Genomic DNA, 25,468 nt, shown 5'->3' on the forward strand with positions numbered 1-25,468 from the left:
TTACAATACTTAAACGTATTATTTTTCTTTTTGTTATTTCATTACTTTTTTTAAAATTCCGAAAACGGCTCTAATAAACGTAGCACTTGTTAATACTTTTACTAAAGGGTCTTGTCTTGTGCTTCTTCTAGAATACGTTCTAGAGTTTGCTTCTTTGGCTTTTTCTTTGGCTAATCGTTCTTTTTCTTCTTGTTTCTCTGCATCTTCTATTGCTTTTTGTTCTGCTTTATTAATATCATCTATTTTACTATTTAACAGTTCGTAAGCACTTTCTCTGTCTAATTCTTGATTGTATTTGTGTACTATTTTAGAACTATCTATTACTTGTTTTAGCTCTTTGTCTGTTAAAATATCCATTCTACTCATAGGTGCACGCAACATGGTTCTTGCTAATGGAGTAGGAATTCCTTTTTCGTTTAAAACCGATATAAATGCTTCTCCAATACCTAATTGTGTGAGTACTTCTTTGGTATCATAATAGGCTGATGATGGATAATTCTCAGCAGCCAATTTAATTGCTTTTCTGTCTTTGGCTGTAAAAGCTCTTAAAGCATGTTGCACTTTTAAACCCAATTGTGCTAAAATAGCTTCTGGAACATCATTTGGGTTTTGAGTTGCAAAATACAAACCAATACCCTTAGATCTAATTAATTTTACAATACTTTCTATTTGATTTAACAATGCTTTAGAGGCTTCTTGGAAAACCAAATGTGCTTCATCTATAAAAATAATAAGTTCTGGTCTTTCAGAATCTCCTTGCTCTGGAAAAGTTTCGTAAACCTCTGCCAACAATTGCAACATATATGTTGAAAATAGTTTTGGTTTGTCTTGTATATCTGTTAAACGTAAAATAGAAATGACTCCTCTCCCATTTTCGTCAATTCTTGTTAAATCTTCTACATCAAAAGATTTTTCGCCAAAAAATAAATCGCCTCCTTGTTGTTCTATTTCTATAATTTTACGCAAAATTGCGCCTGTGCTTGCTGTAGAAATTAACCCATATTCATTTTGGATTTCTTCTTTGCCTTCATTGGTTACAAATTGTAAAACTTTTTTAAAATCTTTAATATCTAAAAGTGGTAATTTATTGTCATCACAATATTTAAAAATGATTGCAATAATGCCAGATTGCGCTTCTGATAAGTCTAAAATTCTTGATAGCAAAACAGGGCCAAATTCAGAAACTGTTGCACGCATTCTAGTACCATCTTGTTCTGAAATGGTTAAAATTTCTACTGGAAATTTTTTAGCTTCGAAAGGAAAACCAATTTTTGCATGACGTTCATCAATCTTTGGATGCCCAGCACTTGGTTGTGCCAAACCAGATAAATCTCCTTTTACATCCATTAACAAAACAGGAATTCCTTTGTCTGATAAGGTTTCTGCAATTACTTGTAAGGTTTTAGTTTTTCCTGTACCTGTTGCTCCTGCAATTAAACCATGTCTGTTTAAGGTTTTTAGCGGAACTTTTACAATGGCATTTGTTACAGTTTCTTCACCTAACATGGCTGCCCCCAATTCTATATAATCTCCTTTGGTTTGGTAACCTGAATTTATGTAGTTAAAAAATTCTTCTTGTTGACTCATTAATTTAAATTTTGATAAAAATAATCAAAGTTTAAGAAGTGGGAAATTTTTTGATGTTTTTGTTTGGAAATGTTTTTTTGGGAAAGTTCGCTAACGTTTTAGGCTATGTTTTAGTTGCGGTTTTGTTTGGCTAAAAATAAGCAAAAAAATGAAACAACTTCGTGCTTGAGTATTTTTCCAACGCAAAAAATACATTAGCAATTAAATATAGCCAATGTTAGCTGACGTTTTTTATTTCTAGTTTTCTTGGTATCCAATTTCCTTTTTCAGATTTTTTCCAAATTCTCCAATGTTTTTCAGATGGTTTAAAAGGTAATTTAGAACTCAATGTTTTTATAAACTCCAATTCATATTTTCCTAATTTTTCAAATGGAAAAGCAAACCAAACTGAAATTGTTGATTTTTCAGATAGTCTTAAATAAATTTTAGAGTTTTTATTCCTAAAGTCCAATAGAGGTATTAATTTTTGATTTGGTAAAACTTTATTAGTTTTTGGATTCTTAAAATGGAAATTCCATTTAAAATTAAGACTTATTGGGCCAAAAATATTTTTTGGTAATTCACTATTCAGTTTAAGCATTTCAAATCCTTTTTCAATATTGTTTTGAGACAAACTCCAACTCCAATTTTTCAACCAACCATCATTTCTCATTTTTGGAATTCCAAATTTCAAGGTCAACTTAAGAATTAATTTAAGAGAAGAATATTCCTTTTTTTCAGATTGATATAAAGTCAATTCAATTGATTCAGTTTTAGTTCTGTCAGCGAATAAATTCAGAAAATTTAAAGTTTCTTCATAAGTTACTTTTGATGATTTTCTATTCACACTATGCGCTCCTCCTGAGTTAATTGGTAATCCTTCATATGAAATAAATTTATCCATTTTCTTTTATCGCAGATTTTTCACATAAATGACAGCTAACTTTAACACGAATATGTAATGTTTTAATGTTTTATACTCGAAGTTAGCGAATTTATTAGAAAGTAAATTTAGAAACAAACTAAATTACAATTCCAAAATTGAGTTTTTAAAACTAACTGCATTAGTCAATCCAAGCTTTAAAATCTTTTACACGTTCTCTACTTACAATAATTTCGGTTTCTGAATAGGAGTTTAAAATTAATTTTAAGCGTGAATTTGTATAAGAAATAATATCTTTTATCGCATTTATATGCACAATAAAAGTTCTGTTTACTCTAAAAAATTGTTCTGGGTTTAGTTGTTCATCCCAATATTCTAAGGAGTTATCCAACAAATAACTTCTCCTCTCTGTGGTATGAATATAGGTCGATTTGTTTTCGCTGTAAAAACACTCAATATCATCTACAGGAATTATTTTTATATGTTGCCCAACTTTAATAGACAATCTTTTTTTGAATTTTCTATCAATAGGATTTATGAGTAATTTTCTAATATCCTCTAAATTTACTTGTACATCACTTTGTTTTGGTTGTTGTATTTTAAATTGCTTTACTGCAGCTGCTAATTCGTCTTCATCAATAGGTTTTAACAAATAATCTATGGAATTTAGTTTGAATGCTTTAAGTGCATATTCATCGTAAGCTGTAGTAAAAATAATAGCAGATTTTACTTCGATTTCTTCAAAAATTTCGAATGATAATCCATCAGAAAGTTGAATATCTAAGAAAATTAAATCTGGATGTTCGTTGTTTTGTAACCAATTTAAAGATTCTTCTACGGAATGTAACATGACATTTACATCCATTTCTAGAGCCGCCAACATTCTGTTTAACCTTCTTGCTGCTGGTTTTTCGTCTTCTATAATAATTACATTCATAGTACTTTTTTATGTTTTGTTTTGATTGCTGATTGATTTTAAAACTTATTTGTTTTCTTTCATCAACTCTTTAATTTTTCTTTCTTCCCAATCTTTTCCAAAGAAACTTGCAATACCAAAAGTTTCTAAAGCATCTGCAGCTAAGAAAATTCCCCAAATGAACCAAATAGGAATATGTGTGTTACCATCTGAACTAAAATGATTGCTGATTACAAAATCTCCAAAAATTGTGAATGAGAATTTCCAAACAAACATTAAAAACAAATTGACTAAAATATAAGTAATTACGTGTTTGTAAAATTCTTTCATTTTAGCAACTCGCTTTTGGGCTCTTTGTAATTTTTTATCTTCTAAATTTTCCATTACTTAAATTTTTTACCTCGTTGTTCATCTTTTTCCATCATTTCTTTTATTTTTCTCTCTTCCCAATCTTTCCCAAATCCTAAGGATTTAAATCCGAAAACGCCCAACCAATGAAAAAACATTCCTATGCCCCAGAAAAGCCATGTAGAATAGACTCCAAAATTTGTAATTGTTTCTGCAAAAGAATCTCCACTAGACATTAAACCAAAAATAATAATGCCGCTAATAAATATATTAATAATGATAAAAACAGATAAGTGAATGTAAAATCCTTTAATCTCTTTCACTCTTTTTTTAGCTTTTATATAATTCTGTTCTTGTAAAAAATTCGATTCCATGTTATAAAGTGTTTTTTTGAATAATTTCTTGTACTTTTTTCTCTTCCCACTTTTTTCCCAAACCTAATAAATTAAAGCCAAAAACGCCTAACCAATGAAAAAAAAGTCCTAAAAACATGCCTCCTAAAACAAACCAGAAAAAGTGAAAACCTGGCACAAATTTTAAGTTTACAAAGATTACAATTGTTAAAGAAAATATATTTACAAATAAATGAATGTAAAAACCTTTAATGTCTTTGGCTTCCTTTTTTGCTTTGATAAAATACTGTTCTTGTATGTAATTCGGTTCTTCAAAATTATTATTGGCTATTAAATCATCGCCTAAAAGTTCTTTCATTTTTCTCTCTTTCCAATCTTCTTTAAAGCTAAATTTTGTTATGCCAAATACATTTATCCAATGTATAAAAAGCCCTAAAAACCAAGCTGCAAATGCATACCAAAACCATATAAATTCTGAGGCTAATTTTAAATTGATGAATACTAAAAACGGAGGAATAAAAAATGTAGCAACTACATGTGTATAAAAACCTTTAATGTCTTGTACTCTTTTCTGAGCCTTTAAATTTAATTGATGATGTATATAATTTGATTCCATTGTTCTAATTGTTTTCGTTCATGTATTCTCTAATTTTTTTCTCTTCCCAATCTCTTCCAAAGCCTAATAAATTAAATCCGAAAAGACCTAACCAATGAAAAAAAAGTCCTGTGCCCCAACCTAAGAGTGAAAACCAAAACCAATGAAATTCAGGCACAAACTTTAGGTTTACAAAAATAATGATAGGCATTATGAGGCAATAAATAGTTAAGTGAGTATAAAATCCTTTAATTTCTTTTACCCTTTTTTGTGCTTTTAAATAGCTTTGATGTTGTTTAAAATTTGCTTCCATTTTAATATTCTTTTTCGTTCATGTAATCATTAATTTTTCTTTCTTCCCAATCTTTATTAAAAAAATAGTTAATGCCAAAAGTATTGATCATTTGAAACAAAATACCAATGCCCCAATACAACCATATTTTGTAATTATGATAGTTAAAAAAGGCCTCGTTAAAAGTGTCTCCATCATTTATATCACCCACTATAAAAATGGCACTTAAAAAGATGTTTACAACTACATATACTGCCAAATGTTTATAAAATTTACTTACTTTTTCTACTCTCTTTTTTGCAAGAATATATCTTTGTTCTTCTGTAAAATTCGTTTTCATTATCTGTAGTTTTTATGGTTATTTTCTTTATCCATTAACTCTTTTATCTTTTTATCTTCCCAATTTTTCCCAAGGAAAATGTTGTAATTATTCACTTCTAAAAAATGAAAAGTTAATCCTAATCCCCATCCAAAAAGTGGAAACCAAAACCAATAAAACATTGGTGAAAATTTTAAATTGATAAAAATTAAAAAAGGAATTACCAAACAATAAGAGGCCAAATTTTGATAAAATTCTTTTAATTTCTCAACCTTTTCTACGGCTTTCACGTATTTACTATTTTCTATATTATCTTGATACATAATATTTTGCATTTTAATTAAGAGAGGTATACTCACCTTAAATGTTTTGTTATTATTTTCTATTTGAACACTTTTGTTCGTAATTAATCCATATCTATCAGCAATATTTTGCAAACCAATTTTGGTGCTTTTACCAATTGCTTCTTTCGGATTTATATTGTTTTCTATCACCAAATAATTATTCTCTTCGTAAATATTAATGGTTAATGGTTTTGTTGATGAAACCACATTGTGCTTCACTGCATTTTCCAATAAAAGCTGCAATGAAAGTGGCACAATTTTTAATTCTTCGTTGCTAACTGAATCTGGAATATTAAATTTTACAGCATCTTCAAAACGCATTTCTAATAATTCCATGTACGTTTTTGCAAACTTTAACTCTTCTGATAAGGGAATTAAATCTTTATTTCTTTGCTCTAAAACATACCTATAAATTTTAGATAATTTGGTGGTAAATTTCTCAGCTTGATCTGGGTTTTCGCCAATTAAACTCGTTAAAACATTCAAACTGTTAAACAAAAAATGTGGATCTATCTGACTTTTTAGAGACTCAAACTTCGCAGTTTCTGTTTTTGCTACAATTTCTTGTTTGGTGTTTTCTTGTTTTAGTGAATTTTTCCATTCAATCATAAAACCTCTGGCATGTAAAAAGGCAGAAACTCCGAAAGAAAGTATAACATAGAACAAATGAGACCAAACAAAATTCCCTTTAAAAAAAATAGAAGGATCATTTCCAGGAAGTATAATAAATGTAAAATAGTTAATTGCTAAAACAATAGGAACTGTATATAAAACTGTAGATATAATTCCAGCCCAAACCCTCGCATTTGTATCTTCTACCCAACTCCACTTTTTACTCAAAAATTCGTTAATTAAACCTTGTGCAAAACCCAATCCAAAAGAATACATACCAGATATTAAAAACGAATATCCTATGGACTTTAAAGAAAAATCTTGATTGAAAAGAATAAAGAAAACAGCGAAAATAGTAGTAATTTTTAGGCTTACTATAATACCAGATTTTATATCTTTTTTGATTGAGCTTTTGCTAGTATTCATAATTTATAAATGAATAATTAAATTAAAATTTGATGTTTAAAGATACATTTTTATCAGCAACTACAAATTTGGCATTCTCAAAAGTTGGTGGCCCAAAATTCATCACATTGTTAGAAGCACCATAATTTTCTAAAGGCATTCCATTTGGTGCAAAATCCATTAAATCGTTATCATTTTTATCATGATAACAAACCACAGCATAATCGCCTGGCTCAACGTTTTCGAATTCTACTGTGCTTACACCATCAATAATTTTTGCATTTATACTTTGTACAGGTGTTTTCATAAAATCGGCTTTGTTATACAATGCAAAACCAACTTTTCCTTCGTTCGAAGTAACGTTAATTACGGTTGCAGTAATAGACATTTTTTCTTGTGCAATTAAAGAGCTTGATATAAACAGAACTGCAGTTACTAAAAGAGATACTAATAATTTCATGATTTTAATTTTTTATTGTTAATAATGATACAAATGTGCAACAGAAGTCGCTTTTTTAAAATTAAAAAATTCCCAACTGTATTTTTTTAAGGATGAATTGTAAATAGGTTCAAAAAATCAGTAAAATATCAAATTAAAAAAGGATAACAAATTATCAAAAAAAGAAAATATTATCTATTGTGATAAAAATTTTTCAACCAAAATTGCCATTTTGTTTAAATTTGATAAAACTTATAAAATAGCAACCTATTTATCATCATTTATTTTCAGAATTACATACATTTAGCCCATGATTACTCTAAAAAATACTTTTTTTATCTCTTTAAGAATACCCAGGTTGCATTTACGCAATCGCAGTTGCTAATGGTCTTTATTAGTAATACATCTATTTTATTCAACCTTTTTTTATTTTTATTGTGAATCTTTCAAATAAATCATTTTTTTTAGTCAATTTTATATCTTATTATAGTCCTTTAGGGTATTCTAGGTATTTTAGAATTAGGTGTGTCCAATTCAGTAGTGTAAAAGAAATTAATAAATAACATTCCAAAAAAAGAACAATTTAATGGAAATTGTAATTGCCAATAAATCACATAGTATTTACGCCGAAATTATTTGTAAAACCATAGAAGAAGCTGCTCAAGTTAGAGGAACAGGAATTGCTAAGAGAAAGCCAGAATATATCATCACAAAAATGGAAAATGGCAATGCAGTTATTGCCTTAGATGGCGATAAATTTGCAGGTTTTTGTTACATAGAAGCTTGGGGACATGGAAAATTCGTAGCAAATTCTGGACTAATTGTGCATCCAGATTATAGAAATATAGGACTTGCTAAACAGATTAAACAAGTAATATTTAGTCATAGTAGAACCAAATTCCCAGATGCCAAAGTGTTTAGTATTACCACAGGTTTGGCTGTAATGAAATTAAATACAGAATTAGGTTACAAACCAGTAACTTTCTCAGAATTAACAGATGATGAAAGTTTTTGGAATGGCTGTCAAACTTGTAAAAATTTCGATGTTTTAACAAGAACAGAAAGAAAAATGTGCTTATGTACAGGAATGCTTTTCGACCCAACAAAACAAAGTACACAAAATCCAAAAGAAGTAAAAGAAAACGTATTTAAAAGATTAAAAAACATAAAACAAACCTTGTTTTTAAAAAAAGATAAAGAATGAAAAAGTTAGTAATCGCTTATAGTGGTGGTTTAGATACTTCTTACTGTGCAGTAAGTTTATCAAAAAAATACGAAGTACATGCAGTAAGTGTAAATACGGGCGGTTTTACAAAAGAAGATGTAGATAAAATTGAAAAAAACGCCTATAAAATGGGAGTTTCCACCTATAAAAATATAGATGCAGTTGCTACTTTTTATAAAAAAGTAGTAAAATATTTAATTTTTGGAAACGTATTAAAAAACAATACTTATCCTTTGTCTGTAAGTGCAGAAAGAATTATTCAAGCAATAGAAATTGTGGACTATGCAAAAAGTATTGGAGCTGAATATATTGCACATGGAAGCACTGGGGCTGGAAATGACCAAGTTCGTTTTGATATGATTTTCCAAACATTAGCGCCAAATATCGAAATCATTACACCTATTAGAGACGAAAAATTAACAAGACAAGAAGAAATTGAATATTTAAAACAAAATGGTATTAATTTGTCTTGGGAAAAAGCACAATATTCTATTAATAAAGGTCTTTGGGGAACCAGTGTTGGTGGTGCAGAAACGTTGACTTCTTCAAATCCTTTGCCTGAAAGTGCTTATCCTTCTCAAATTGAAAAAGAAGGAATTCAAAAAATGGTGCTTACTTTTAATTCTGGAGAATTAGTTGCAGTAAATGGTAAATTAGATGCCTCAGAAAAATGTATTCAAATGCTGAATTCTATCGCTTCTAAATACGGAATTGGTAGAGATATTCATGTTGGAGATACAATAATTGGTATTAAAGGTAGAGTTGGTTTCGAAGCTCCAGCTGCCTTAATTACTATTAAAGCGCACCATTTATTAGAAAAGCATACACTTACAAAATGGCAATTACAGCATAAAGAATATTTAGCAAGTTTTTATGGAATGCATTTACACGAAGGACAATATTTAGATCCTGTAATGAGAGATATTGAAGCTTTTCTGCAAAATAGTCAATCTAAAGTAACTGGTAGTGTATTTGTTACGTTAAGACCTTATCATTTTTCTTTGGATGGAATTACTTCTTCTAACGATTTAATGAACGCTAAATTTGGAAGCTATGGAGAAGAGAATAAAGGCTGGACTGCTGAAGAAGCTAAAGGATTTATTAAAATTCTTGGCAATCAGAATAAAATCTATCAACAAGTAAATAAAACAGAATAATGTTAGAGACTGGAATTATAGGTGGTGCAGGTTATACAGCAGGAGAATTAATTCGATTATTACTAAATCACCCAAAAACGAACATTAATTTTGTTTATAGCACATCCAATGCTGGCAATAAGTTGTATGCTGTTCATCAAGATTTGTTAGGTTCTACAGAAATCAATTTTTCAAGTGAAATAAATCCAAATATAGATATACTTTTTCTATGCTTAGGACATGGGAATTCTAAGAAATTTTTGCAAGAAAATACATTTTCATCAACCACAAAAATTATTGATTTAAGTAATGATTTCAGATTAACTGGTGATAAAATTTTAGAAGAAAAAGAATTTATTTACGGGCTTCCAGAATTACAAAAAGATGCCATTAAAACTGCAAATTATATTGCAAATCCAGGTTGTTTTGCAACAGCTTTGCAATTGGCTATTTTACCTTTGGCAAAAAACGGTTTTCTAAAAAATGATATACATATTAATGCAGTTACAGGTGCAACTGGTGCAGGAACTTCTCTATCAGAAACAACACATTTTACTTGGAGAGATAATAATTTTTCGCATTACAAAGCATTTAATCATCAACATTTAGGCGAAATCAATCAAACCATCCATCAATTACAACCTAGTTTTAATTTTGATGTAAATTTTGTACCAAACAGAGGTAATTTCTCAAGGGGAATTTTTGCAACAACTTACACCAAGTTTGATGGTTCTATTGAGGATGCAAAATCAATCTATAAATCATTTTATAAAGATGCTGCTTTTACCTTTGTTTCTGATGATGAGATTCACATGAAACAAGTTGTAAATACCAATAAATGTTTTATTCATTTATCAAAACATAATGATAATTTATTGATTACAAGCACGATAGATAATTTATTAAAAGGTGCCTCAGGTCAAGCAATTCAAAATATGAATTTAATGTACAACTTAGAAGAAACGCTTGGTTTGAATTTAAAAGCAAATTATTTTTAAGCCTTACAAAAGTTATAAATACTAAACTTGTTTGAGTACATAATTATAAACAGTTTTAACTTTTGAAACATTCAAACTTTAAAACTTTGAAACTAAAGAAAAAATGAAAATAGCCATTATAGGAACAGGAAATTTAGGGAAATCAATTGCTAAAGGATTGATAACCAACAACGCCATCACTACTTTATATCTTACAAAAAGAAATCTAAAAGGAATTTCAGAGTTTGAAGGGTATAAAAATGTTTTTTTAACGAAAGATAATATAGAAGCCGTTCAAAATTCAGATATTTTAATTTTTGCAGTTCAACCTGCTCATTTTGATGGAATTCTTAATACTATAAAAACACATTTAACCGAAAAACATGTGCTAATTTCAACCATTACTGGTTATGATATTTTACGCATAGAAAACATTGTTGGCGAAGATAAATTTATTATTAGAGCTATGCCAAATACTGCAATTGCAGTTGGTAAATCTATGACGTGCATGTGTAGCAATACTCAAGGTGAAAAACGTATAAAAATTGCAGAAGCAATTTTTAATAGATTAGGGCATTCTTTGAGCATTCCAGAATCTCAAATGCAAGCTGCAACTGTTGTTTGTGCAAGTGGTATTGCTTTTTGGATGCGTTTAATTAGAGCAACTACACAAGCTGCAATTCAATTGGGTTTCGATTCTAAAGAAGCGCAAGAACTGGCTATGTATACTTGCGAAGGCGCAGCGAATTTATTAATATCGAATGGAAATCATCCAGAAGAAGAAATAGACAGAGTTACCACTCCAAAAGGTTGTACAATAGAAGGTTTAAACGAAATGGAACATAAAGGTTTAAGTTCTTCTTTAATTCAAGGTATGGTTGCTTCTTTCAATAAAATTAGTAACATTAAAAAAGAGCAAATATGAATTTATTTAATGTTTATCCCTTGTTTGATATCACTCCAGTAAGAGCAAAAGATGTTTTTGTGTATGATGAAAATGGAGTAGAATATTTAGATTTGTATGGTGGTCATGCAGTTATTTCTATTGGACATTCACATCCTAAATATGTAAAAAACATTAGTGAGCAAGTTGCCAAAATAGGTTTTTATAGCAACTCTATTCAAAATCCAATTCAAGAAGAATTAGGCTCGAAATTGATTGAAATGTCAAATTGCAAAGGGTATGAATTATTCTTATGTAATTCTGGTGCAGAAGCCAATGAAAACGCATTAAAATTAGCTTCATTTCATAACAATAAAAAGAAAATAATTGCTTTTAAAAATAGTTTTCATGGTAGAACTTCTGCTGCTGTAGCTGCCACAGATAATGCAAAAATAATTGCTCCACTAAATGCACAACAAGAAGTAGAAATTTTAGAATTAGGTGATTTGGAATCTTTAGAAAAATCGCTTGCTAAAGATGATGTTTGTGCAGTAATTATAGAGTGCATTCAAGGTGTTGGAGGTTTAGATGAAAGCACAACCGAATTTTACGAAGGAATTGATACACTTTGTAAAAAATACAATACGTGTTTTATTGCAGATGAAGTACAATCTGGTTTTGGAAGAACAGGTGATTTTTTTGCCTTTCAAAAATATAAAGTAACTCCAGATATTATTTCGATTGCTAAAGGAATGGGAAATGGTTTTCCAGTTGGCGGAATTTTAATTCATCCTTCCATAAAAGCCTCTTTTGGTTTATTGGGAACCACTTTTGGCGGAAATCACTTGGCATGCATAGCTTCTTTAACTGTTTTAAATGTTATTAAAGAAGAAAACCTGATGCAAAATGCAAAAGATATGGAAGCCTATTTTATTCAGAAATCGAAATCAGTTCCAAAATTAAAAGCTTTAAAAGGTAGAGGATTAATGTTAGGTTTAGAGTTTGATTTCCCAATTGCAGAACTCAGAAAAAATTTAATTTATAAACATAAAATTTTTACAGGAAGTGCGAAAAATCCTAATGTAATTAGAATTTTGCCTTCTTTAACCGTTAAAAAAGAACATTTAGATGTGTTTTTTAACGCACTAAATAGTGAACTTCAATGAAAAATTTCACTTCAATTGATGATATAGATAATATCGAATCTTGGATACAAGAAGCTAGAGAAATTAAAGCGAATCCGTTAAAAAACAAAAAGTTAGGCAAACACAAAACGTTAGGTTTATTGTTTTTTAATTCAAGTTTACGTACAAGATTAAGCACACAAAAAGCAGCTTTAAATTTAGGAATGCACGCAATTGTGATGAATGTTTCTGGTGATGCTTGGGGAATTGAATTTGGAGATGGAACCATTATGAATGGCAATACTGCTGAGCACATTAAAGAAGCTGCAGCTGTAGTTTCACAATATTGTGACGTAATTGCAGTTAGGGCCTTCCCTACTTTGATTGATAAAGAAAAAGACGAATCTGAGCAAGTTTTAAAATCGTTTGTAAAATATGCTTCTATACCAATTGTAAATATGGAAAGTGCCACTGGTCATCCTTTGCAAGGTTTTACTGATGCCATTACAATTACCGAAAATAGCCCCAAAAAAAGACCAAAAGTAGTATTAAGTTGGGCTCCACATGTAAAATCTTTACCTCATGCAGTTGGTAATAGTTTTGTGCAAGCCATGCAAAAAATGGATGTTGAATTTGTAATAACAAATCCTGAAGGATATAATTTGAATCCAGAAATTACAAAAAAAACACCCATTTATCACAATCAAAAAGAAGCTTTAAAAGATGCAGATTTTGTATATACAAAAAACTGGAGTTCTTATGATGATTATGGAAAAATTCTAAATACAGACCCAAATTGGATGATTACCAAAGAAAAAATAGGTAATGCAAAATTTATGCATTGTTTGCCTGTTAGAAGAAATGTTGTGGTCGAAGATGCTGTTTTAGACAGCGAAAATTCATTAGTTATTCAGCAGGCAAATAATAGAACCTTTGCTGCACAATTGGTTTTGAAAAAAATATTAGAGAATTTATAAAATTTTTGTCATTCTGAACTTGTTTCAGAATCTCACAAATAGTTAATTATAATTTAGTTAAAAAGAAACTGAAATAAATTCAGTCCAAATGGAAAAATTATCAATCATAAAAATTGGAGGAAATATCATTGAAGATGAAACTTCTTTAAATGAATTTCTGCAATTATTTTCTAATTTAGAGGGTAAAAAAATTCTGGTTCATGGAGGAGGAAAAAAGGCGACTCAAATTTCTGCAAAATTAGGAATTGAGGCTAAAATGAACAATGGAAGACGAATTACAGACGCAGAAACTTTAGAAGTAATAACGATGGTTTATGGTGGTTTGGTCAACAAAAATATGGTAGCAAAATTGCAAGCTCTTAATACAAATGCGATTGGTTTGACTGGTGCAGATATCAACAGTATAAAATCAGATAAAAGACCAGTAAAAGAGATTGATTATGGATTTGTAGGTGATGTAAAAAAAGTGAATCATGTTGCTATTGATAAATTAATGAAAGCGGATTTTACACCGGTTTTTTGTGCTATTACACATGATGGAAATGGACAATTACTAAATACAAATGCAGATACCATTACAAGTACAATTGCTGTTGGTATGAGCAAAATTTATGAAACTTCCATTTATTATTGTTTTGAATTGAATGGTGTTTTAAGCGATTTTAATGATAAAAAATCCGTTATTAAAATCATTAATTCAGAAATCTATCAACAATTGTTAGAAGACAAAATTATTGTGGATGGTATGTTGCCCAAATTAGAAAATTGTTTTGATGCGCTTAAAAATGGAGTGCACCAAGTAAAAATGGGAAATACAACCATGTTAACCAAAGAAAACGAATTATATACAACAATTACTTTATAAAATGGAACTTGATCAATTAACACAAAACGCAATTTCACTTTTAAAAAGTTTAATCGAAAAGCAATCTTTTTCATCAGAAGAAGAAAACACGGCTTTGTTGATTGAAGGTTGGTTTAACGAGTATAAAATGTCGTTTAAAAGAACAAAAAATAATGTTTGGGCAACTAACAAATTTTTTGATGACAGCAAGCCAACCATTTTATTAAACTCACATCATGACACAGTAAAACCAAATTCTGCCTACACAAATAATCCTTTCGAAGCCATTGTAAAAGAAGGAAAATTATATGGTTTAGGTAGTAATGATGCAGGTGGCTGCTTGGTTTCGTTAATTGCAACGTTTACACATTTCTATGCCAAAGAAAATTTAAAATACAACCTAGTTATTGTGGCTTCTGCAGAAGAAGAAAGCAGTGGCCCAAATGGTTTGAATAGCATGCTTGCAATCATTCCTAAAATTGATGTTGCCATTGTTGGTGAACCCACTTTAATGAATTTAGCCATTGCAGAAAAAGGTTTGGTGGTTTTTGATGCAGTTGTAAAAGGCACTCCAAGTCATGCAGCACATCCAAATAATGACAATTCTATTTACAATACAATCAGTGTTTTACAATGGTTTAAAGATTTTAAATTCGATAAAACTTCAGACGCTTTAGGTGATGTAAAAATGACAGTTACGCAAATTGCTGCTGGTTCTCAGCACAATGTAGTTCCTGCTCATGTAGATTTGGTAATTGATGTTCGTGTGAATGATGCTTATACAAATCAAGAAATTGCAGCTATTTTACAAGAAAAAGCACCTTGTAAAATTACGCCTAGAAGTTTACGATTGAACTCCTCCTCTATTTCTAAAAATCACGATTTGGTAAAAGCAGGAATTTCTATGGGCAGAGAAACTTATGGTTCTCCAACTTTATCAGATCAATCTGTGTTAACTTGTCAATCTTTAAAATTAGGACCTGGAGATAGCACACGTTCTCATTCTGCTGATGAGTTTATTTACATCAACGAAATTGAAGAAGGAATTGAAATATATGTGGAATTGTTGAATCGTGTAATAATAAAATAGTATTGGTTGATGGTTCTTCGTTGTTGGTTTTAAAAACTCCAACCAAAAACCATTAACTAAGAACCAAAAACCAAGAAAATATGAAACTTTGGGATAAAGGATTTTCAATAGATAAACAAATAGAAAATTTTACTGTTGGTAATGATAGAGAAATTGACATGCACATTGCAAAATATGATGTTCAGGCTTCTTTAGCACATGCAATAATGTTGGAATCTATTGGTATAATTTCTGCTGATGAATTAGCTGACTTAAAGAAAGGTTTGCAAGAATTAGCTTCTGATATAGAAAGTGGAACGTTTACAATTGAAGCTTCTTTTGAAGATGTACATTCAAAAATTGAATGGGAATTAACCCAAAATTTTGGAGAAGTTGGTAAAAAAATTCATACTGCACGTTCTAGAAACGATCAAGTTTTAGTGGCTTTACAATTGTATTATAAAGAAAATTTAGCCATCATCAATCATAAAACAAAAACACTTTTTGACACACTTTTAAATCTTGCAGAAACGCATAAAAACAGCTTATTACCTGGTTATACGCATTTGCAAGTAGCAATGCCATCTTCTTTTGGATTGTGGTTTTCAGCCTATGCAGAATTGTTAATTGATGATGTTTATATGCTCAATGCAGTATCGAAAGTAGTTGATCAAAATCCTTTGGGTTCTGCAGCTGGTTATGGAAGTTCTTTTCCTATTGATAGAGAATTAACGACCAAAGAACTCAATTTTGCCACATTAAAATACAATGTGGTTGCTGCTCAATTAAGCAGAGGAAAAAGTGAACGTTCAATTGCTGCAGCTTTAGGAGGTTTGTGCAACACTATGGCTCGTTTTGCAATGGATGTTTGTTTGTATATGAGTCAGAATTTTAGTTTTATTTCTTTTCCTGATGAATTAACCACAGGAAGTAGCATTATGCCTCACAAAAAAAATCCTGATGTGTTTGAATTGATTCGTGGAAAATGTAATAAAATTCAGGCTTTACATACAGAAATGGTTCTGATTACCAACAATTTACCATCTGGTTATCATAGGGATTTTCAGTTATTGAAAGAAAATATCATCAATGCTTTTGAAGATGTAAAAGACATTTTAGACATTTTTAATTATGCCATTCAGCAAATCATTGTAAAAGATATTGATTTGAATGATGAAAAATATCAGTATTTATTTACAGTTGATAGTATTAATAATTTAGTTATTGATGGGATGTCTTTTAGAGAAGCCTATCAAAAAATTGGCGGGCAAGTACAAGCAGGAACTTACAAACCAGATTTAGGAAAACAACACACGCATGTTGGAAGTATTCATAATTTAGGGTTGGATAAGATTAGAGAAAAGTATCCTAGATAGTTTGTTTTTAGTTTTTATGTGCTTTGTTTAAATTTTTCATCCTCTAAACTATTGCACTGTTTTGTTTTTTGCAAGCCGTATTTTCTTCCATTTTTAACTTCGAAATTACGGTATAAACTACCATTTAACCTCCAGGACTTTTGCATGCCATCTAAATTATCATTCTTATAATTATATTCTTTAAAAGGTTGTCCGTTCTTATACCAATTTTTTTGAATACCCTCTTTTTTTTCATCAAAATAATTGTATTCAAATTTTAAATTACCTGATTCTTCCCAATAACCATAATGTTTACCTATTGCTAAATTATTTCTATATAATCTTACCTCAAAAGGGTTTCCAGATTCGAAAAAACTTTGATAAATTCCATGTAGTTTACCTTCTAAAACTGAACTGTATGTTTTAACATTATAGCCCTTTTGTACTTTATAAATAATGCCAGAAAACAATTTGTTATTATAATAATATAATCCATTTTTATAAGATGCATTTTTATCAGAAAAAAAGATGGTGTCATTTGGCACTAAAGAGATATTTACATTATAATCTAATTTTTTAGCTATTTTATTAGGTGAATTTATTTTACTTTTATTACAAGCGAATAAAAGAATGCAGATCATTAAAATATAAATAGTTGTATTTTTAAAAAAAAAATATTTTTTCATATAGAAAAAAATTAATCTCTAAAAGTACCCTTTGTTCCATGATAAGAACCAGATTTAATAACATACAAACCAGATGTAGAATATACGTTATTACTTATATGGTAATGATAAATAGCTTCTGAAAAATTATCTGTAACACTTATATGACCTCCATTATCATCTAAATCACTAGGATAAGAACCATCCATATCTTTTCTACCATAGATAGGAAAACCATCTCTTAAAAACCCAATTAAATTAGAATCATCAACACTTAAATACGTTCCTTCACAATGATAATGATAATCTTCATTTGGTCCTGGATGAGCTCCAGTACTATCGAATGTACCCCATGCATTTTCTTGTAATACACCACCACCTTCATAATCATTATAAATTGGAGCACCATTTAAAGCCATTCCTACAGGACCCAAATCGGTTTGTTCTTTGTTTGTTGCTTCGCTTGGTTTGGTAGGAATTGTCATAACGTAATTAAAAGTAGTCATACTTGTGTTTGCGTTTGCATGGTTTGTTCCAGGAAAATCTTCATACATTTCATGTCCTTGGCCCCAATAAGGTGTTTTATGGTCTGGTAAGCCTGTGCTACTAATAGAAATAAAATCTCCATTTACTTCTACAGAAACTCCATCTGTATAACTATTTTTAAAATTATTTTCTACCACACTTGTAACATCTACACTTCCTGCAGTAACGTCATCTATAGTATCATTTTCTGTAGTATTAGAGCTACAACCGATTAAAAGAAACGCAAAAACAATTGAACAAAAAATTTTTCTCATTATAATTTAAATTTTAGTATTTACACTTTAGATGCTTCTTTTCTAGAAAACTTGCGTAAAAAATGTTTTTTTTATTCAAAAAAATAAATAATAATTTTTTTTTAAGTAAGTGTTTGATAATTAAAAATTTAGATAATTTAATTATTCCATTCAGCAAGTAATTGTAAAGGATATTGATTTGAATGATGAAAAATATCAGTATTTATTTACAGTTGATAGCATTAATAATTTGGTAGTTGATGGGATGTCTTTTAGAGAAGCCTATCAAAAAATTGGTGGACAAGTACAAGCAGGAACTTACAAACCAGATTTAGGAAAACAACACACGCATGTTGGAAGTATTCATAATTTAGGATTGGATAAGATTAGGGAGAAGTATCCTAAAAAATAAAAGTGTTTATTTAATTTCTAATGTATTCCAAATCAAATTAATTAATTTTTTCCCTTGAGAATTTTCTATGTCATCCATTTCCATTGTCATTATCAATAAACCAGAATCTTTTTTCCCAATTGAAGCAACTTCATAAATGTTTATCTCATTGTTATATTTTAACACAGCTCTATCTACTTGAATTTTTAAGCCAGAAACTAGCACTCTTTCATAATCTTCTCTTTCCAATTTGAATCCGTAATTAACACTTTCTTTTGTAACTTCATTAATCATTAATTCATTGAGAGTTGTTGGATTAACTGTTGAGTATTTTTGAATAATAAAACCAGAACCTTCAGCAGTCATTAAAAATAATTGTTCAATTCCCTCATCTATAATTGTTTTTCCAACTTTGTACTCTTTAGGGAATTTAAAGCTAAAAGCTTCATCAGAATATGATAATGTGTCTTTCTGTTTTACTTTAACTTTCAATAAATTATTATCAATTTTCAACTCATAATTTTTATCTAACTCTATTTCAAATACCTTTCCATTTATTTCTATTTTAAAATTCTCTTGAGAAAAAATAAAATTGGTTGCGAGAAAGATTAGTGCAAATAGTGAATTTTTCATATGTTTTTTTTTGAACAAAGTGAATAATGATATAATTTTGTTTTACTGAATACATCAGATTTTAGCGAAGGTATATTTTTCTATCCTTAAAAACAAACTAAATTAATTTTAAAAAATCCTTTTAAAAAGCGCCTTCGAAAACAACCTTTTTTGCATTTTAGAAAAAATTTGTACTTCTTGCGCTAAAGTAGTTTCCTCATCTAAAAATTGTAAGATTTTTTGTGGAGCAATATTCTCGAACATTTTAGAAAAAATAGCAGCACCCAAATGATTCTTGGTATACAAAATATCTAGTAATAATAAATCATACATCCAGAATCTTGTTTTTGTATGGAAATTGATTAAAGCTTTTTCTTCCTTTAAATGCTGAATTAATTTAGCTGTATTTCTATCAATATTTTTAAAGGTAAAACCTGTACTTGCTTTGCTCCAACCACCTGTAGTTCCAATATTTATGATGTTTTTAGAATTGTATTCCCAAAATTTATAAGAAGTCATTGGAATGGAACCTTGCTCTTTTTCCAATATTTCGTACTCTGTAATACCTTTTTTTGTTAAATATTCTTCAATAGCAATCTCATAATCTTTGTAAGGCAAAAGCTTTTCAGAAAACAGGGTATATTCAAAAAGTGCTTCGTTTTTTTGGTAAGGCAACACATACATAAAACGAGTATTTCCTTTTTGTGGAATAGAAAAATCCATAAAAGTAGCCACATTTTCATCAAAAATGTTTTCTTTGGTTTTTATAAAAAACCCAACAAAATGTTGCTGTAAAACTGGGTATTTTGTTTGCTTTTTATAAGCATCTGTAAACAAAATACTGTTTAAAATTGTCGTTGTTTTAAAAATTGTATCATTCGTTTTTACTTCTGCTATATTTCCTAATTGATTGATGCCGAGAACATTAGCTTCTTGAAAGGTAATATTAGATTTTGTTTCTAAGTGCTTCCAAATTTTAGCATAAAAATCGGCACTTCTGATCATTTTATATTGATAAGGAAATATGCTTTCTTGTTTGTGAATTACATCACTTTTAAAAATAATTTCTTTCCAAGAAGTCTGTAGAATATCATCCCAAGTGCCAATTCCTTTTTCCCAAAAACACCAAGTTCGATCGTTTTTGGTTTTCTTTTCCTTGTCTAAAATCAAAATTGTTTTATCATCAAAAAAAGGTTCTTTTGACATTCTGTAAGCCATCATTAAACCAGATGCTCCTCCTCCAACAATTATATAGTCGTAAGTATTCAATTCTATTTTTATAAAATATATTTACTATTCATTAAAAAAATGAAAACCTTTTCATTTTCATAAAAAGGTTTTTTTATTATTAAAATTAAATTGATTTTTCTAAAATCATCAATTTATAAATATTGTTTAAAATATTTAAAAGGTACAAACAACATTCCAAAACATTGGCTATCCTCTTTTCCCATATTTTTGTGATGCACTTTGTGCGCCATTCTTAAACCTTTTAAATACCAATTATTGGTTTTTTTAAACCACTTAAAACGTTGATGAATTAAAACATCGTGAATTAAAAAATAGGCAATTCCATAGCACAAAATACCCAAACCTATGTAAAACAAAAACGTATATTCTGTATAAGTTCCAAAAAGGAAAAGCAACATACTAGGCACTGCAAATACTACAAAAAAAGCATCATTTTTTTCAAAAACATGTGGGTAACCTGGCTCATGATGATCTTCGTGTAAAAACCAACCAAAACCGTGCATAATGTATTTATGTGTGCACCAAGTTATTCCTTCCATAATTATAAAAACCAATAATGTAATTAAGAAATACATTTTAAATAATTTTTAATTTATATTTTACGTAACTTCTAGCTAAAAGATTTATTTTCATTGGATTAGAAATACGAATTCTTGTATCCATAATTTGCGTAGAAGGCACTTTGTTTAATTTCTTTAATAATTTTCTGTAATATCTATAAGCCATATACACTCCAAATTTAGCTTCTACAGGCAATTTTAAAATTCCGTTTGTAAAAGCATAATCGAAATCTTCTTCAATTTCTTTAATAATTAAATCTTTTGAAGTTGTGTTTAGTTGACCTAAATCTACATTTGGAAAATAAGAACGATTCAAAACTTCGTAATCATCTTTTAAATCTCTTAAAAAATTAACTTTCTGAAAAGCAGAACCCAAACGCATTGCTGCATCTTTTAGCTCATTGTATTTTTGTTCATCACCATTTACAAAAACCTTTAAACACATTAAACCAACAACATCTGCAGAACCATAAATATATTCTGCATATTCTTCTTGTGTTTCATATTCGGTTTTAAACAAGTCAGCTTTCATACTTTTTAGAAAAGCTTGCACCATTTCATCTGGAATATTATATCTTTTTATTGTTTGCTGAAAAGAATTTAAAATAGGATTTAGACTAATTCCCTGAGATTTCGCCAAGTAATAATCGCGCTCAAAATGAGCCATTAATTCTTCTTTATTATAATCATGAAAGGTATCTACAATTTCATCAGCAAAACGAACAAAACCATAAATATTATAGATATCTGCTCTTATTTTTGGTGACAACATGTTCACAGCCATAGAAAATGAAGTGCTATAACTTTTTGTAACTAATTTGCTACAATCATTAGAAACACTATCAAATAATTCTTTCATACTACTTTTGATTTTTTATAATTAAATCTGCGGCTATTTTACCAGATATTAAAGCTGGAGGAACTCCTGGTCCTGGAACTGTTAATTGTCCTGTAAAATACAAATTCTTTACTTTTTTACTTTTTATTTTTGGTCTTAAAAAAGCCGTTTGAAACAACGTGTTAGCCAAACCGTAAGCATTTCCTTTGTATGAATTATATTCACTAATGAAATCATTTACGCAAAAAGATTTTTTAAAAATAATATTTTTTTTGACATCTTGATTCGTTAAATGCTCTAATCTTGTAATTATTTTGTTAAAATATTCTTCTCTTAATTCTTCAGTATCCTTAAGCCCTGGTGCTAAGGGAATTAGAAAAGTTGCTGCTTCTTTATACTCTGGAGCTAAATTGGCATCTGTAATGCTAGAAAAACTTGCGTAAAACAAAGGATTGTCTGGCCATTTTGGAGTATCGTAAATATCTTTTGCATGCACATCAAAATCAGAATCAAAGAATAAAGTATGATGAGAAACGTTTTCTATTTTTTTACCAAACCCTACATAAAATAATAAAGATGAAGGCGCAAAAGTTCTTTTCGACCAATATTTTTCTGAATATTGACGAACTTTTTCATCTAATAAAGTTTCTGTATGATGGTAATCTGCTCCACTTAAAACCAAATCGGTTTTTAAATCATTACCATTTACTTTTAAACCAATAACTTCGTTTTCAGAATTTGTAACTATCTTTTCTATGTTCGAATTTACTTTAAAATTTACGCCTAAACTTGTAGCCAAAGCAACCATACCTTCTACAACTTTATACATTCCTCCTATTGGATGCCAAGTACCTAAACCAAAATCAGCATAATTCATAAAATTGTAAAATGCTGGAGTATTGCTTGGTTTGGCACCTAAAAACAATACTGGAAATTCTAATATTTTGATGAGTTTTTGACTTTTAATATTTTTTCTAACTTGATCTCTAATTGTAGAAAAAAATTGAGAAACTCTTGCTATTGTTGTTGGTGTTACCAATTCTAAAGGAGAAACTCCAGGTTTGTAAACCAAATCTAAAACCGCAGTTTCGTAGTTTGCTTTAGCGGAATCTAAAAACTTTTTCAAATGTTTCGAACTCCCTTTTTCTTCTTCTTCAAAAATTTTATAAATTTCTTCTAAATTTCCAGGGATTGTAATGGAATCATCTTTATCAAAATAAACTTCATACGCTGGTTTTAGACGTTCTAATTGATAATAGTCTGAAGGTTTTTTTCCAAAATCTGCAAAAAATCTTTCGAAAACATCTGGCATCCAATACCAAGTTGGACCAATATCGAAGGTAAAACCCTCATTTTTATACTGTCTTGCTCTGCCTCCTAAAGTGGAGTTTTTTTCTAATACAGTTACATTATAACCTTGTTTTGCAAGATAACAAGAGGCTGCCAGGGATGAAAAACCCGAACCGATTATATGAATATTTTTACCCATGATTTTATTTGTTTAACAAATGTATGTATTAATTAAACAATTTTAATTTTTGATGTGAAATTTATAAGACTTTTAACAAATCTGAAATAGAATTTTGCAATTGAATGTTTGGAGAAAGTTTTAAATGTTTCACCTTTTCTACTTTTCTACCAGCAGCAATAAATTCATTTTTAGTATTACTCATAACTTCATTAATCTCTTTGAAATAATCCTCAATCTTATCATCATAAGGTTGAATTGTTAATGATGTAATAAAACAAACTTCTCTGTCGCTTTCTAAAAAATAGTTAAGGTTGTTTAGTGGTAAACTTTGCCCTAAATAAATTGTATGAAATCCTCTTAATACTAATTCGTAATTTAAGTACAATAAGCCTAATTCGTGAATTTCATTTTCAGGTAAAAACAATACATATGTTTTATTGGTATTGTTAATGCTGTACTGCAATTTTTCTGTATTAATTTGAATTTTCTGCGTAATTAAATTAGAGATGAAATGCTCGTGTGCAGGCAACAAAGTTTCTGTATGCCATAAAAGGCCTATATCTTCTAAAAAAGGTATAAAGACGTCTTTAAAAATTTCTCTAAAGGTTTTTTTATGTAAAAGCTTATTGTAAGTATTGTTAAAAAGAATTTTATCGAACTGAAACATAGATACTTTAAAAGTATTTATTGCTTCATCATTGGTTGCAGTATTAAATGCTAATTCTCTAGATTTAAGAATAATTTCATCCTCAGACATTGCTGCAATCTTGGATATTTTAAAATTATTATTGTTTAACAAAACGATGTTTAACAACTTTGTTAAATTTTGGGGTGTATAGAATCGAATGTTTGTATCCGTTCTTTGGGGCTCTAATAAACCATACCTTTTTTCCCAAATTCTTATAGTATGTGCTTTTATTCCAGAAATATTTTCTAAATCTCTAATTGTAAAATCTTGCTTAATATTGTTCAAAACATTTCGTTTTCGGTTGAACAAAGTTATAAAAATATTGCTTACAAAAATATTATTTATGAAAAATGTAACATTTTAGCGTAAAATTGTACTAATAAATAAACTAACGAATTTAGAGTGCAGAAAGATTTAGAAAATAAATTTTTATTGGATTTTGAGCAAAATCAAAATATTGCCCATAAGATTTGTAGGGTTTATACTACAAATCAAAATGCTCATAACGATTTATTTCAGGAAATAACTATTCAACTTTGGAAAAACTATCCAAAATTTAGAGGAGATGCTAAATTTAGTACTTGGATGTATAGAGTTGCTTTAAATACAGCAATTTCACTTTACAGAAAATCTACAAGAAGAGTTAAAACTGAAGACATAAGTACTATAGAGTTTAAGATAAAATCTGTAGATTATGATGATACTGAAGAGTTGCAATTAAAAGCTTTGTATGCTGCCATACATAAATTAAACGATATTGACAAAGCTCTTATTTTTTTGTATTTAGAAGATAAACCTTACAAAGAAATTGCAGAAACCTTAGGCATTACTGGTGTAAATGCAAGAGTAAAAATGAATAGAGCAAAAGAAAAATTAAAAAATATACTAAACCCATAATTATGGATTTTTTAGAAAATTATAAAAAAGCTTGGGTTAATCAACCTGAAGAAACGAGTAAACTTTCCTCTTTGGAAATTTACAAATTAGCGCACTCAAAATCATCATCTATTGTAAAATGGATTTTTATTATTGGAATTCTGGAGTTTATTTTTTGGGGAGGTATTAATCTTATTGTTCCAGATAGTTTTTATAAAGTTTATGATGATTTAAATCTAAATGGTTTTATAAAACTTTTTATGAAATTACACTACTTGGTAATTATTGTTTTCTTATTCTTATTCTATAAAAACTATAAGAGAATATCATTAGAAGATAACACCAAAAAACTGATTCACAATATTTTAAATATTAGAAAAACCGTGAAATATTACGTTTACTATAATTTGGCAACTGTTTTTTTGGTAAGTGTAATACTAAATTCTGTATTGCTAAATGACAAGGATATAATGATGAAAATGATAAATCCAAACAATTTAGCTATGGATATGAGTCAAATTATAACCATAACTGTTGTAAGTCAAGTTATTGCTTTAATTATAATTTTGGTTTTGCTTTGGTTATTTTATAAGCTAGTTTATGGAATTTTACTTAAAAAATTAAATAGAAATTATAAAGAATTAATTAAATTAGATGAATTAAAATAATTCAGTT

29 protein-coding genes and 1 pseudogene are annotated in these 25,468 nt (G+C 29.0%); 12 read left to right on the forward strand and 18 right to left on the reverse strand.

Features of this window, described 5'->3' with window-relative positions:
* Positions 1 to 33: 33 nt before the first annotated feature.
* The 10 genes from WAO74_RS01725 to WAO74_RS01770 form a co-directional block, all read right to left on the reverse strand.
* Entirely contained in the window at positions 34 to 1,587 is a 1,554-nt protein-coding gene (locus WAO74_RS01725) for a helicase HerA-like domain-containing protein (protein ID WP_422159161.1), read from the reverse strand.
* Between the two features lie 217 nt (positions 1,588 to 1,804).
* Positions 1,805 to 2,470, reverse strand: a complete 666-nt coding sequence (locus tag WAO74_RS01730; protein ID WP_422159163.1) for a hypothetical protein — start codon at positions 2,468 to 2,470, stop codon at positions 1,805 to 1,807.
* A 160-nt stretch (positions 2,471 to 2,630) separates the two neighbouring features.
* On the reverse strand, positions 2,631 to 3,386 hold the full coding sequence (locus WAO74_RS01735) for a LytR/AlgR family response regulator transcription factor (protein WP_422159165.1): 756 nt from the start codon (positions 3,384 to 3,386) through the stop codon (positions 2,631 to 2,633).
* 45 nt (positions 3,387 to 3,431) lie between these two features.
* Positions 3,432 to 3,749 (reverse strand): 2TM domain-containing protein, encoded by a 318-nt coding sequence (locus WAO74_RS01740; RefSeq protein WP_422159167.1) that lies wholly within the window; start codon positions 3,747 to 3,749, stop codon positions 3,432 to 3,434.
* Positions 3,749 to 4,087 carry a 2TM domain-containing protein gene (locus tag WAO74_RS01745; RefSeq protein WP_422159169.1) on the reverse strand — a complete coding sequence of 113 codons (339 nt, stop codon included), beginning with the start codon at positions 4,085 to 4,087 and terminating at the stop codon, positions 3,749 to 3,751. The genes WAO74_RS01740 and WAO74_RS01745 overlap by 1 nt, the downstream gene beginning before the upstream one ends.
* A 1-nt stretch (position 4,088) precedes the next feature.
* Positions 4,089 to 4,682, reverse strand: coding sequence for a 2TM domain-containing protein (locus WAO74_RS01750; protein ID WP_422159171.1), 594 nt, complete (start codon positions 4,680 to 4,682; stop codon positions 4,089 to 4,091).
* 4 nt (positions 4,683 to 4,686) lie between these two features.
* The gene (locus WAO74_RS01755; protein ID WP_422159173.1) at positions 4,687 to 4,974 is read right to left on the reverse strand and encodes a 2TM domain-containing protein; all 288 of its coding nucleotides are present in this window, start codon (positions 4,972 to 4,974) and stop codon (positions 4,687 to 4,689) included.
* A 1-nt stretch (position 4,975) separates the two neighbouring features.
* Positions 4,976 to 5,293 (reverse strand): 2TM domain-containing protein, encoded by a 318-nt coding sequence (locus tag WAO74_RS01760; protein ID WP_422159175.1) that lies wholly within the window; start codon positions 5,291 to 5,293, stop codon positions 4,976 to 4,978.
* The gene (locus WAO74_RS01765; RefSeq protein WP_422159177.1) at positions 5,293 to 6,654 is read right to left on the reverse strand and encodes a histidine kinase; all 1,362 of its coding nucleotides are present in this window, start codon (positions 6,652 to 6,654) and stop codon (positions 5,293 to 5,295) included. Before WAO74_RS01765 ends, WAO74_RS01760 begins: the two co-directional genes overlap by 1 nt.
* A 22-nt stretch (positions 6,655 to 6,676) precedes the next feature.
* On the reverse strand, positions 6,677 to 7,093 hold the full coding sequence (locus WAO74_RS01770) for a DUF2141 domain-containing protein (RefSeq protein ID WP_422159179.1): 417 nt from the start codon (positions 7,091 to 7,093) through the stop codon (positions 6,677 to 6,679).
* Between the two features lie 565 nt (positions 7,094 to 7,658).
* Here WAO74_RS01770 and WAO74_RS01775 point away from each other — a divergent pair.
* The 9 genes from WAO74_RS01775 to argH all read left to right on the forward strand — a co-directional run bounded on the left by WAO74_RS01775 (position 7,659) and on the right by argH (position 16,683).
* A complete protein-coding gene (locus WAO74_RS01775; protein WP_422159180.1) occupies positions 7,659 to 8,276 on the forward strand; it encodes a GNAT family N-acetyltransferase in 618 nt (205 codons plus the stop codon).
* Complete coding sequence (locus tag WAO74_RS01780) at positions 8,273 to 9,454, forward strand: argininosuccinate synthase (protein ID WP_422159182.1); 1,182 nt, start codon at positions 8,273 to 8,275, stop codon at positions 9,452 to 9,454. Before WAO74_RS01775 ends, WAO74_RS01780 begins: the two co-directional genes overlap by 4 nt.
* Positions 9,454 to 10,431: an N-acetyl-gamma-glutamyl-phosphate reductase gene (gene argC / locus WAO74_RS01785; protein ID WP_422159184.1), complete on the forward strand. Its 978-nt coding sequence runs from the start codon at positions 9,454 to 9,456 to the stop codon at positions 10,429 to 10,431. Before WAO74_RS01780 ends, argC begins: the two co-directional genes overlap by 1 nt.
* 103 nt (positions 10,432 to 10,534) lie before the next feature.
* The gene (gene proC, locus WAO74_RS01790; protein ID WP_422159186.1) at positions 10,535 to 11,335 is read left to right on the forward strand and encodes a pyrroline-5-carboxylate reductase; all 801 of its coding nucleotides are present in this window, start codon (positions 10,535 to 10,537) and stop codon (positions 11,333 to 11,335) included.
* Positions 11,332 to 12,459 carry an aspartate aminotransferase family protein gene (locus tag WAO74_RS01795; protein WP_422159188.1) on the forward strand — a complete coding sequence of 376 codons (1,128 nt, stop codon included), beginning with the start codon at positions 11,332 to 11,334 and terminating at the stop codon, positions 12,457 to 12,459. Before proC ends, WAO74_RS01795 begins: the two co-directional genes overlap by 4 nt.
* Entirely contained in the window at positions 12,456 to 13,394 is a 939-nt protein-coding gene (locus WAO74_RS01800) for an N-acetylornithine carbamoyltransferase (RefSeq protein WP_422159190.1), read from the forward strand. Before WAO74_RS01795 ends, WAO74_RS01800 begins: the two co-directional genes overlap by 4 nt.
* A gap of 88 nt (positions 13,395 to 13,482) precedes the next feature.
* On the forward strand, positions 13,483 to 14,259 hold the full coding sequence (gene argB, locus WAO74_RS01805; RefSeq protein WP_422159192.1) for an acetylglutamate kinase: 777 nt from the start codon (positions 13,483 to 13,485) through the stop codon (positions 14,257 to 14,259).
* A 1-nt stretch (position 14,260) separates the two neighbouring features.
* Complete coding sequence (locus WAO74_RS01810; protein WP_422159194.1) at positions 14,261 to 15,328, forward strand: M20 family metallo-hydrolase; 1,068 nt, start codon at positions 14,261 to 14,263, stop codon at positions 15,326 to 15,328.
* An 80-nt stretch (positions 15,329 to 15,408) separates the two neighbouring features.
* Positions 15,409 to 16,683, forward strand: coding sequence for an argininosuccinate lyase (gene argH, locus WAO74_RS01815; protein WP_422159195.1), 1,275 nt, complete (start codon positions 15,409 to 15,411; stop codon positions 16,681 to 16,683).
* 14 nt (positions 16,684 to 16,697) lie between these two features.
* Here the strand turns inward: argH and WAO74_RS01820 are convergent, their stop codons facing one another.
* Together WAO74_RS01820 and WAO74_RS01825 are read right to left on the reverse strand one after the other, a co-directional pair.
* Positions 16,698 to 17,348 (reverse strand): toxin-antitoxin system YwqK family antitoxin, encoded by a 651-nt coding sequence (locus WAO74_RS01820; protein WP_422159197.1) that lies wholly within the window; start codon positions 17,346 to 17,348, stop codon positions 16,698 to 16,700.
* Between the two features lie 11 nt (positions 17,349 to 17,359).
* Positions 17,360 to 18,127 (reverse strand): YHYH protein, encoded by a 768-nt coding sequence (locus WAO74_RS01825; protein WP_422159198.1) that lies wholly within the window; start codon positions 18,125 to 18,127, stop codon positions 17,360 to 17,362.
* A 136-nt stretch (positions 18,128 to 18,263) separates the two neighbouring features.
* On the opposite strand from WAO74_RS01825, the pseudogene WAO74_RS01830 reads away from it, so the two are divergent.
* Positions 18,264 to 18,518, forward strand: a pseudogene (locus WAO74_RS01830) (argininosuccinate lyase); the annotation flags it as partial.
* Between the two features lie 6 nt (positions 18,519 to 18,524).
* Here the strand turns inward: WAO74_RS01830 and WAO74_RS01835 are convergent.
* From WAO74_RS01835 to WAO74_RS01860, 6 genes are all read right to left on the reverse strand, one after another.
* Positions 18,525 to 19,130, reverse strand: coding sequence for a hypothetical protein (locus WAO74_RS01835; protein ID WP_422159199.1), 606 nt, complete (start codon positions 19,128 to 19,130; stop codon positions 18,525 to 18,527).
* A 108-nt stretch (positions 19,131 to 19,238) separates the two neighbouring features.
* The gene (locus tag WAO74_RS01840; protein ID WP_422159201.1) at positions 19,239 to 20,378 is read right to left on the reverse strand and encodes a lycopene cyclase family protein; all 1,140 of its coding nucleotides are present in this window, start codon (positions 20,376 to 20,378) and stop codon (positions 19,239 to 19,241) included.
* Between the two features lie 113 nt (positions 20,379 to 20,491).
* A complete protein-coding gene (locus WAO74_RS01845) occupies positions 20,492 to 20,935 on the reverse strand; it encodes a beta-carotene hydroxylase (protein ID WP_422159202.1) in 444 nt (147 codons plus the stop codon).
* Position 20,936: 1 nt separating this feature from the next.
* On the reverse strand, positions 20,937 to 21,779 hold the full coding sequence (locus WAO74_RS01850; RefSeq protein ID WP_422159204.1) for a phytoene/squalene synthase family protein: 843 nt from the start codon (positions 21,777 to 21,779) through the stop codon (positions 20,937 to 20,939).
* A 1-nt stretch (position 21,780) separates the two neighbouring features.
* A complete protein-coding gene (locus WAO74_RS01855; protein ID WP_422159205.1) occupies positions 21,781 to 23,247 on the reverse strand; it encodes a phytoene desaturase family protein in 1,467 nt (488 codons plus the stop codon).
* A gap of 61 nt (positions 23,248 to 23,308) precedes the next feature.
* Positions 23,309 to 24,202, reverse strand: a complete 894-nt coding sequence (locus tag WAO74_RS01860) for a MerR family transcriptional regulator (protein ID WP_422159207.1) — start codon at positions 24,200 to 24,202, stop codon at positions 23,309 to 23,311.
* A gap of 117 nt (positions 24,203 to 24,319) precedes the next feature.
* Here WAO74_RS01860 and WAO74_RS01865 point away from each other — a divergent pair, with 117 nt between their 5' ends.
* Complete coding sequence (locus WAO74_RS01865) at positions 24,320 to 24,814, forward strand: RNA polymerase sigma factor (RefSeq protein ID WP_422159209.1); 495 nt, start codon at positions 24,320 to 24,322, stop codon at positions 24,812 to 24,814.
* Between the two features lie 2 nt (positions 24,815 to 24,816).
* The gene (locus tag WAO74_RS01870; protein ID WP_422159211.1) at positions 24,817 to 25,461 is read left to right on the forward strand and encodes a hypothetical protein; all 645 of its coding nucleotides are present in this window, start codon (positions 24,817 to 24,819) and stop codon (positions 25,459 to 25,461) included.
* The last annotated feature ends 7 nt before the right edge of the window (positions 25,462 to 25,468 follow it).

This window comes from Polaribacter sp., assembly GCF_049276715.1.
Lineage (GTDB): Bacteria > Bacteroidota > Bacteroidia > Flavobacteriales > Flavobacteriaceae > Polaribacter.

What these genes read in the sequence shown, in the direction of transcription:
- WAO74_RS01725 (WP_422159161.1), bottom strand. Translation starts at nt 1,587, where the DNA reads ATGAGTCAACAAGAAGAATTTTTTAACTACATAAATTCAGGTTACCAA.
- WAO74_RS01730 (WP_422159163.1), bottom strand. Translation starts at nt 2,470, where the DNA reads ATGGATAAATTTATTTCATATGAAGGATTACCAATTAACTCAGGAGGA.
- WAO74_RS01735 (WP_422159165.1), bottom strand. Translation starts at nt 3,386, where the DNA reads ATGAATGTAATTATTATAGAAGACGAAAAACCAGCAGCAAGAAGGTTA.
- WAO74_RS01740 (WP_422159167.1), bottom strand. Translation starts at nt 3,749, where the DNA reads ATGGAAAATTTAGAAGATAAAAAATTACAAAGAGCCCAAAAGCGAGTT.
- WAO74_RS01745 (WP_422159169.1), bottom strand. Translation starts at nt 4,087, where the DNA reads ATGGAATCGAATTTTTTACAAGAACAGAATTATATAAAAGCTAAAAAA.
- WAO74_RS01750 (WP_422159171.1), bottom strand. Translation starts at nt 4,682, where the DNA reads ATGGAATCAAATTATATACATCATCAATTAAATTTAAAGGCTCAGAAA.
- WAO74_RS01755 (WP_422159173.1), bottom strand. Translation starts at nt 4,974, where the DNA reads ATGGAAGCAAATTTTAAACAACATCAAAGCTATTTAAAAGCACAAAAA.
- WAO74_RS01760 (WP_422159175.1), bottom strand. Translation starts at nt 5,293, where the DNA reads ATGAAAACGAATTTTACAGAAGAACAAAGATATATTCTTGCAAAAAAG.
- WAO74_RS01765 (WP_422159177.1), bottom strand. Translation starts at nt 6,654, where the DNA reads ATGAATACTAGCAAAAGCTCAATCAAAAAAGATATAAAATCTGGTATT.
- WAO74_RS01770 (WP_422159179.1), bottom strand. Translation starts at nt 7,093, where the DNA reads ATGAAATTATTAGTATCTCTTTTAGTAACTGCAGTTCTGTTTATATCA.
- WAO74_RS01775 (WP_422159180.1), top strand. Translation starts at nt 7,659, where the DNA reads ATGGAAATTGTAATTGCCAATAAATCACATAGTATTTACGCCGAAATT.
- WAO74_RS01780 (WP_422159182.1), top strand. Translation starts at nt 8,273, where the DNA reads ATGAAAAAGTTAGTAATCGCTTATAGTGGTGGTTTAGATACTTCTTAC.
- argC (WP_422159184.1), top strand. Translation starts at nt 9,454, where the DNA reads ATGTTAGAGACTGGAATTATAGGTGGTGCAGGTTATACAGCAGGAGAA.
- proC (WP_422159186.1), top strand. Translation starts at nt 10,535, where the DNA reads ATGAAAATAGCCATTATAGGAACAGGAAATTTAGGGAAATCAATTGCT.
- WAO74_RS01795 (WP_422159188.1), top strand. Translation starts at nt 11,332, where the DNA reads ATGAATTTATTTAATGTTTATCCCTTGTTTGATATCACTCCAGTAAGA.
- WAO74_RS01800 (WP_422159190.1), top strand. Translation starts at nt 12,456, where the DNA reads ATGAAAAATTTCACTTCAATTGATGATATAGATAATATCGAATCTTGG.
- argB (WP_422159192.1), top strand. Translation starts at nt 13,483, where the DNA reads ATGGAAAAATTATCAATCATAAAAATTGGAGGAAATATCATTGAAGAT.
- WAO74_RS01810 (WP_422159194.1), top strand. Translation starts at nt 14,261, where the DNA reads ATGGAACTTGATCAATTAACACAAAACGCAATTTCACTTTTAAAAAGT.
- argH (WP_422159195.1), top strand. Translation starts at nt 15,409, where the DNA reads ATGAAACTTTGGGATAAAGGATTTTCAATAGATAAACAAATAGAAAAT.
- WAO74_RS01820 (WP_422159197.1), bottom strand. Translation starts at nt 17,348, where the DNA reads ATGAAAAAATATTTTTTTTTTAAAAATACAACTATTTATATTTTAATG.
- WAO74_RS01825 (WP_422159198.1), bottom strand. Translation starts at nt 18,127, where the DNA reads ATGAGAAAAATTTTTTGTTCAATTGTTTTTGCGTTTCTTTTAATCGGT.
- WAO74_RS01835 (WP_422159199.1), bottom strand. Translation starts at nt 19,130, where the DNA reads ATGAAAAATTCACTATTTGCACTAATCTTTCTCGCAACCAATTTTATT.
- WAO74_RS01845 (WP_422159202.1), bottom strand. Translation starts at nt 20,935, where the DNA reads ATGTATTTCTTAATTACATTATTGGTTTTTATAATTATGGAAGGAATA.
- WAO74_RS01850 (WP_422159204.1), bottom strand. Translation starts at nt 21,779, where the DNA reads ATGAAAGAATTATTTGATAGTGTTTCTAATGATTGTAGCAAATTAGTT.
- WAO74_RS01855 (WP_422159205.1), bottom strand. Translation starts at nt 23,247, where the DNA reads ATGGGTAAAAATATTCATATAATCGGTTCGGGTTTTTCATCCCTGGCA.
- WAO74_RS01870 (WP_422159211.1), top strand. Translation starts at nt 24,817, where the DNA reads ATGGATTTTTTAGAAAATTATAAAAAAGCTTGGGTTAATCAACCTGAA.